Source organism: Thiocapsa sp. (genome assembly GCF_035467215.1).
GTDB lineage: Bacteria > Pseudomonadota > Gammaproteobacteria > Chromatiales > Chromatiaceae > Thiocapsa.
Genome location: NZ_DATITZ010000295.1, coordinates 1 through 4,942, shown reverse-complemented (window position 1 = coordinate 4,942; position 4,942 = coordinate 1). Strand labels below are relative to the sequence as shown.

Sequence of the window (4,942 nt, the reverse complement as noted above, 5' to 3'; positions counted from 1 at the left end):
TGGGCATGCACGATCAAGGCATGGAGACCGAGCACGAAGAGCCCGAGCCCCGTCAGTGCGTAGAGGACCGCAGGTGTCACGGCTGCTCCTCCGGGCGTCCGCCGAGAAAGAGCGCCGCCAGGGTCGCCCCGATGGAGAGACTGGCGGTCGCCTCGATCAGCAGGATGACCGCGCCGGCCCAGTCGAGCGGATAGTCCAGCCAAACCGCGCCGAAGAAGAACGAGACCAGGCCCGCAAGGATGAAGACCGCCACGCCCGCCACCAGGATCAGCCGCAGCGGCCACCCCGCCAAGGCGACCGGCAACCGCCAGCCCGTGAGGGTCAACACCACGCCGGCCGCACCGAGCACCGCACCGGCCTGGAAGGCCCCGCCGGAGGATGCACTCCCGGCCCACAGGAGATAGCCGGCCACCATGAGCATCAGCGGCGCATAGAGTCGGCTTAGCCGGTCCAGCATGGTGCCGGGCCGCCGATCGGCGAGGGGAGAGCCCTCGGCCAAGGACCAGACACCGGCCAGCGCCAACAGCAAGACGACTATCTCGAGCAGGGTGTCGTAGCCGCGGAAGTCGAGCAGTACGGCCGTGACCGGATGTGTCACCCCGGTGTCGGCCATTGCCGCCTCGACCTGCGCGGAGAGTCCCGGCGCGTCGGACGGGAGCGAGAGGACGGCGAGTGCGAGTCCGCCGAAGATCACGGCCAGGAGCGCGATGAGGAGCAGATGCCCGGCGCGTGAGGCCAACCCCATCGGTGTCACGTCAGAACGCCGCATCGGCGCGGGCGGTCATGTCTCGGCATCTCGGCGTTCCTTCGATGGCGTCTTTTCTGTTTGGCCCGACTCGGCTCGCATCGACACGGGCAGCCGGGCGAGTGCTGCGAGCAGCAAGGCGCCGGTCAAGCCCGCACCGATTGCCGCTTCTGCCAATGCGATGTCTGGGGCGTCGAGCCGGATCCAGACCAGCGCCAGGGTCAGACCGAAGCCGATGAAGAGGACCACGGCCTCCAGCAACCGCGGGCTCGACAGGGCCCGTGCCGCAAGCCAAAGGAGCAGAAGTGCGAGAAGGCCATCGATGGCCCAGGCGACCGGTGCGATCAGTTCCATGGTGCCGATCAGGTCCATGGCCGGATCCCGCGGCGCAGCGCCGCACGTGCGACCAGATGGCAGGCAAAGGCGGAGGCAACCAAGACCAGGAGCCAAATCAGCGCCAACTTGCCCACCCCCGCCCATGAGTCGGCCTGCACCGCAAGCCCGGCCACGACCAGTCCGAGCCCCAGGTTGTCGGCCTTGGTCAGGGCATGCAGACGGGTGTAGACATCCGGGAAGCGCAGCAGCCCCACTGTCCCGGCGAGAAAGAAGACACCGCCGAGGATCAGCAGGCCGGCCGAGACGATATCGACGCTATCAGGGATCGACATGGCCGTCCTCCCCCTCGCCGCTCCAACTGCGGCGCACGAAGGCGACCATGGTGACTGCGGCCAGCAGCGCGAACACCAGGGCCACATCGCGCACCGCCGGATGACCGGATGCCTCCGCAAGCAGCAGCAGGACCGCGACGGCCGTGGTGCCGAACAACTGGGCCGCGAGCATGCGATCCGCCGGCGTGGGTCCGCGCAGGATGCGCCAAAGTCCGGCGGCCAGGGTGAGGATCAAGACGAGCGCAAGTACGAGATACAACAGGGTCATGGTGTCTCGGCGTGGGTGCTCGGCCGCGCGCTCAGCCGAATCCGAAAGAGCGCGGCGACCTTGGTCTCCAGGAGCGCCAAATCCGCTTCGCTTGAGGCGCGCTGATCCAGAATGTGGATGACGAGGTCATTCCGAACGATCTCCGCGCTCAAGGTTCCCGGCAAAAGGCTGATGACGGCCGTCATGAAGACACGCGCCCGACCGGGCGGAAGACGTAGCCGATAGGTCAGCATGCCGGGCGCGATGGGGAGGCTCGGCGCGCAGGCGCGCCAGGCAACATCGACCCCGCCACGCAGCGACCACCAGAGGAAGAAGGGCACGAAGCGGGCAAATCCGATTGCGGACCAGGGCACCGGACGCGACAGTGCGAGGCTCATTGCAGTGGCCAGCACGACGAAGAGACTGCCGAGCGGCCAGGCGCCGGATTGGCCCTCGGTTAAGATCCACCACAGCAGCGAGAAGAGCGCCAGACGCAGCGCCGCGGTTCGCGCAATCGGCAGCTGTCCTTGCAGTCGCATCAGTCATTTCCGACCGGATCGGGTGCGTTGAGCGCCTCGTCCGGCCAGAAGCGCGTCCCGAACAGGGTCGCCTCCAGGCGCATGCCGGACTCGGTCACGCGATAGACGGAGACGCCGCGGCTGAACGGCTTTGTCACATCGCCACCTTCGCCCGAGACCGAGCCCCGCGCCTCGGCGGAGACCTCGAATCCCAGCTCGACGAACCGCGAGAAGGCCGCTTCGTCCTCGAAGAGGATGACCAGTTCGGAGGCAAAACCGCCCATGCCGTAGCTGAATCCGACCCCGCCGGTGGCCATCTTCATATAGATCCGATCGGTCTCGTCACGCCGCATGGCCAGGCCGTAGCCGTAACCCGCCGTCGCGCCGACCGCGATCTGACGGACGGTAAAGACCGCCCAGCCGAAGCTGCGATCGAAAAGCGCGTGGATCTCCGGGTCGGTCGAGAAGAGGCGATCGAGCGTGCCGAACGCCAAGCCATCGACAAAGGCCCGCTGCTCCTCGGGCGTTCCCTCGCGGAGCAGGAAGGCGGAGGCATCCTCGGTCGCGCGCCGGGTCCGATCCATGCCCTTGGCGGCCAGGTCGGCGCCGGTCGCGAGTGCGTCGAGCGAGAGTGAGCGGCCACGTTCGAAGGCGTTTCCGGCCCCGGCCTTGATCCCGTTCCAGAGACCCTCGGCGGCGACGAAAGACGGACAGACTGCCAGGATCACGATGAGTTTGGTCAGGGGGCTAAATATCCGCATGGTTCGAAGGATAACCTCCGGAGCGCAGCATGCACACCTTGAGCGGGTCGGCCGTCTCGCAATCTTCCGCTATTTGGCCGCGCCTTCGTGCGTTCGCAGGATCGACACGTGCGCCGCCCGTTCGAAGCTGAAGCTCGCCGGCAGCCGATGTATACTGCGCGACCGGCGACCCCCTCCGTTCTACCCCCTGATTCGATTTCAATATGGCAAAGAAGCAAAAGCGACCTTCCGTCAAGGCCCGTCAGCAGGCCTGTCCGGTCACGCCCGAGTCGGCGCGTGCGGACCTCGATGCCGGGCGCTTTCGCGAGGCGATGGCGGGCTTCAAGGATTTGCTCAAGCAGGCCCCGTCGGGTGAGGACAGGGAAGGACTCCGGACCGGGCTTGCCGATGCCTACGAGGGACGCGCGGGCCAGCTCGGCGCCAAAGGGATGCACAAGGAGGCGCTGGTCATGTGGGAGAACCGCGCCGCGCTGGGGGTGCTCCCGGTACATGCGGAGCATGCGGTCTGTCTGCTCCGTCTGGGACGTGTCGCTCAGGTCATGCCGATGCTGGGCGACGCCTCCTTGAAGGCCGATCCCGAGTCCAAAGCCTTATTGCTCGGCCACTTGGCAGCCCAGATGCTCGCCGGCACCGCCGGGATTGCCGAGGCACTGCCCGCCGACGACCCCGTCCGTGTCCAAGCGACCGTCGCCGAGGAGGCGCTCGACGCCTATTGTGTCGGCAACGATCAGGCGCTTGCCCAGGCACTGAAGGCGATCCCGTTCCGCTCGCCCTACCGCGATCTGGTCCAGATCCTCAAGGCATTGAGTCGTCTCGACCCCGCCGCGCGCGATCATCGCGGCGACTGGACCGATGAGGCGCGCAACGAGGCGGCCAAGCTCCTGGACCGCGTCGAGGACGACTCGGGCTTCGCTCGGTTGCGCGATGCCGCACGCCTGGCGTTGCTCTCGGAGACCGAGCTGGCACCCAAGCTCCGCGATGCCGGCCCGGCGACACGCGATCTGGTCTTCTCACTGCGCGGCTGGCCCGCCGAGCGCGCGGTCCTCTGGAACGAGCTGCAGACGCTCGGCAACTCCCCGCAGCCCAAAGAGCTACTGCGTCTGATGTTTCGGCATCGTCGCGTGCTCGGCGAAACCTGGGTTCACGAGCGTGGACTGCGTCTGCTTCTGCCGAAACCGCAGACCGGCGCGAAATGGTGGATCGAGGTTGGCGGCAAACCCCTGCGCAAGATCGACGGATACCTGCTGGATGCCTGGGAGAGCGAGGGGGGCGCGGATCCCTGGACCGTCGCCAGCTACTGGCAGGATTACGCGGACCTCATGACGGATGCCGCCGACCCCCGCGTCGAGCCGGGCAGCGATGCCGCGTTGCGCATCGCTCTCGCGCTGCGTCGTCCTGAAACAGTCTTTAAGATCCTCCAGCGGATGGAGCCGGATTTCGACCCGGACTCCTTGCCGGGGACCATTGCGGCCGACCTGGAAACCAGCCTCGAGCACGACCCCGACGACCGCGCCACCTATCTGAGCCTGATCGCCTACTACCTGCGGGGAGGCAAGGCGCTCAAGAACGCCCGCAACATTCTCAAGCGCGCCCAAGAGCGCTGGCCGACCGACAAAGCGATTCTGAGCGCGGCCATGGATACCGCCATCGCGAGCGGGGCCTTCAAGAAGGCTGCGACCATCGCCACCGAGATCCTGGCGGTTGATCCGATCAATAGCGGGGTGCGCGAGCGGCTGGTGGAGGCGCATCTCGCCCACGCGCGGAAGAACCTGACGGATCAACGGCCGGATTTGGCGATGCGTGCGCTGGCCCTGGCCGAGGACTGGAGTCGCACCGAGCGCACGCGCGAACGCCTGGAGCTGGTGCGCGGCCTGGCCGAACTGCTCGCGTTCGATCCGCAGGGCGAGGCACGTCTGCTGGCCCTGGCCGAGGGGCTCGGCAATGGGCTGGCCGCACGCCTGATCCTGCTGCTGGAGGCCAGCGCCTGCGGTATTCCGGGCGCC

At 67.4% G+C, this 4,942-nt stretch carries 7 protein-coding genes; 1 reads left to right on the top strand and 6 read right to left on the bottom strand.

Translation table 11 applies throughout. From position 1 onward, the window contains the following. Nucleotides 1-76: 76 nt before the first annotated feature. The 6 genes from mbhE to VLR48_RS16440 are packed head-to-tail and all read right to left on the bottom strand — an operon-like array spanning nt 77 to nt 2,939. Nucleotides 77-745, bottom strand: a complete 669-nt coding sequence (mbhE, locus tag VLR48_RS16465; protein WP_325292830.1) for a hydrogen gas-evolving membrane-bound hydrogenase subunit E — start codon at nt 743-745, stop codon at nt 77-79. A gap of 36 nt (nt 746-781) precedes the next feature. Then, nucleotides 782-1,117, bottom strand: a complete 336-nt coding sequence (locus tag VLR48_RS16460; RefSeq protein ID WP_325292829.1) for a DUF4040 domain-containing protein — start codon at nt 1,115-1,117, stop codon at nt 782-784. Continuing rightward, a complete protein-coding gene (gene mnhG, locus VLR48_RS16455) occupies nt 1,108-1,413 on the bottom strand; it encodes a monovalent cation/H(+) antiporter subunit G (RefSeq protein ID WP_325292828.1) in 306 nt (101 codons plus the stop codon). The genes VLR48_RS16460 and mnhG overlap by 10 nt, the downstream gene beginning before the upstream one ends. After that, a complete protein-coding gene (locus tag VLR48_RS16450; RefSeq protein ID WP_325292827.1) occupies nt 1,400-1,681 on the bottom strand; it encodes a monovalent cation/H+ antiporter complex subunit F in 282 nt (93 codons plus the stop codon). The genes mnhG and VLR48_RS16450 overlap by 14 nt, the downstream gene beginning before the upstream one ends. Beyond that, nucleotides 1,678-2,199 (bottom strand): Na+/H+ antiporter subunit E, encoded by a 522-nt coding sequence (locus tag VLR48_RS16445; RefSeq protein ID WP_325292826.1) that lies wholly within the window; start codon nt 2,197-2,199, stop codon nt 1,678-1,680. The genes VLR48_RS16450 and VLR48_RS16445 overlap by 4 nt, the downstream gene beginning before the upstream one ends. Next, nucleotides 2,199-2,939: a hypothetical protein gene (locus tag VLR48_RS16440; RefSeq protein ID WP_325292825.1), complete on the bottom strand. Its 741-nt coding sequence runs from the start codon at nt 2,937-2,939 to the stop codon at nt 2,199-2,201. Before VLR48_RS16440 ends, VLR48_RS16445 begins: the two co-directional genes overlap by 1 nt. Nucleotides 2,940-3,142: 203 nt before the next feature. Between VLR48_RS16440 and VLR48_RS16435 the strand changes: the two genes are divergently transcribed. After that, a partial coding sequence (locus tag VLR48_RS16435) for a hypothetical protein (RefSeq protein ID WP_325292824.1) occupies nt 3,143-4,942 on the top strand: 1,800 nt, incomplete at its 3' end.

Coding starts and splice junctions, on each gene's coding strand:
- VLR48_RS16440 (WP_325292825.1), bottom strand. CDS start 2,939: ATGCGGATATTTAGCCCCCTGACCAAACTCATCGTGATCCTGGCAGTC.
- VLR48_RS16460 (WP_325292829.1), bottom strand. CDS start 1,117: ATGGACCTGATCGGCACCATGGAACTGATCGCACCGGTCGCCTGGGCC.
- mbhE (WP_325292830.1), bottom strand. CDS start 745: ATGGGGTTGGCCTCACGCGCCGGGCATCTGCTCCTCATCGCGCTCCTG.
- VLR48_RS16450 (WP_325292827.1), bottom strand. CDS start 1,681: ATGACCCTGTTGTATCTCGTACTTGCGCTCGTCTTGATCCTCACCCTG.
- mnhG (WP_325292828.1), bottom strand. CDS start 1,413: ATGTCGATCCCTGATAGCGTCGATATCGTCTCGGCCGGCCTGCTGATC.
- VLR48_RS16445 (WP_325292826.1), bottom strand. CDS start 2,199: ATGCGACTGCAAGGACAGCTGCCGATTGCGCGAACCGCGGCGCTGCGT.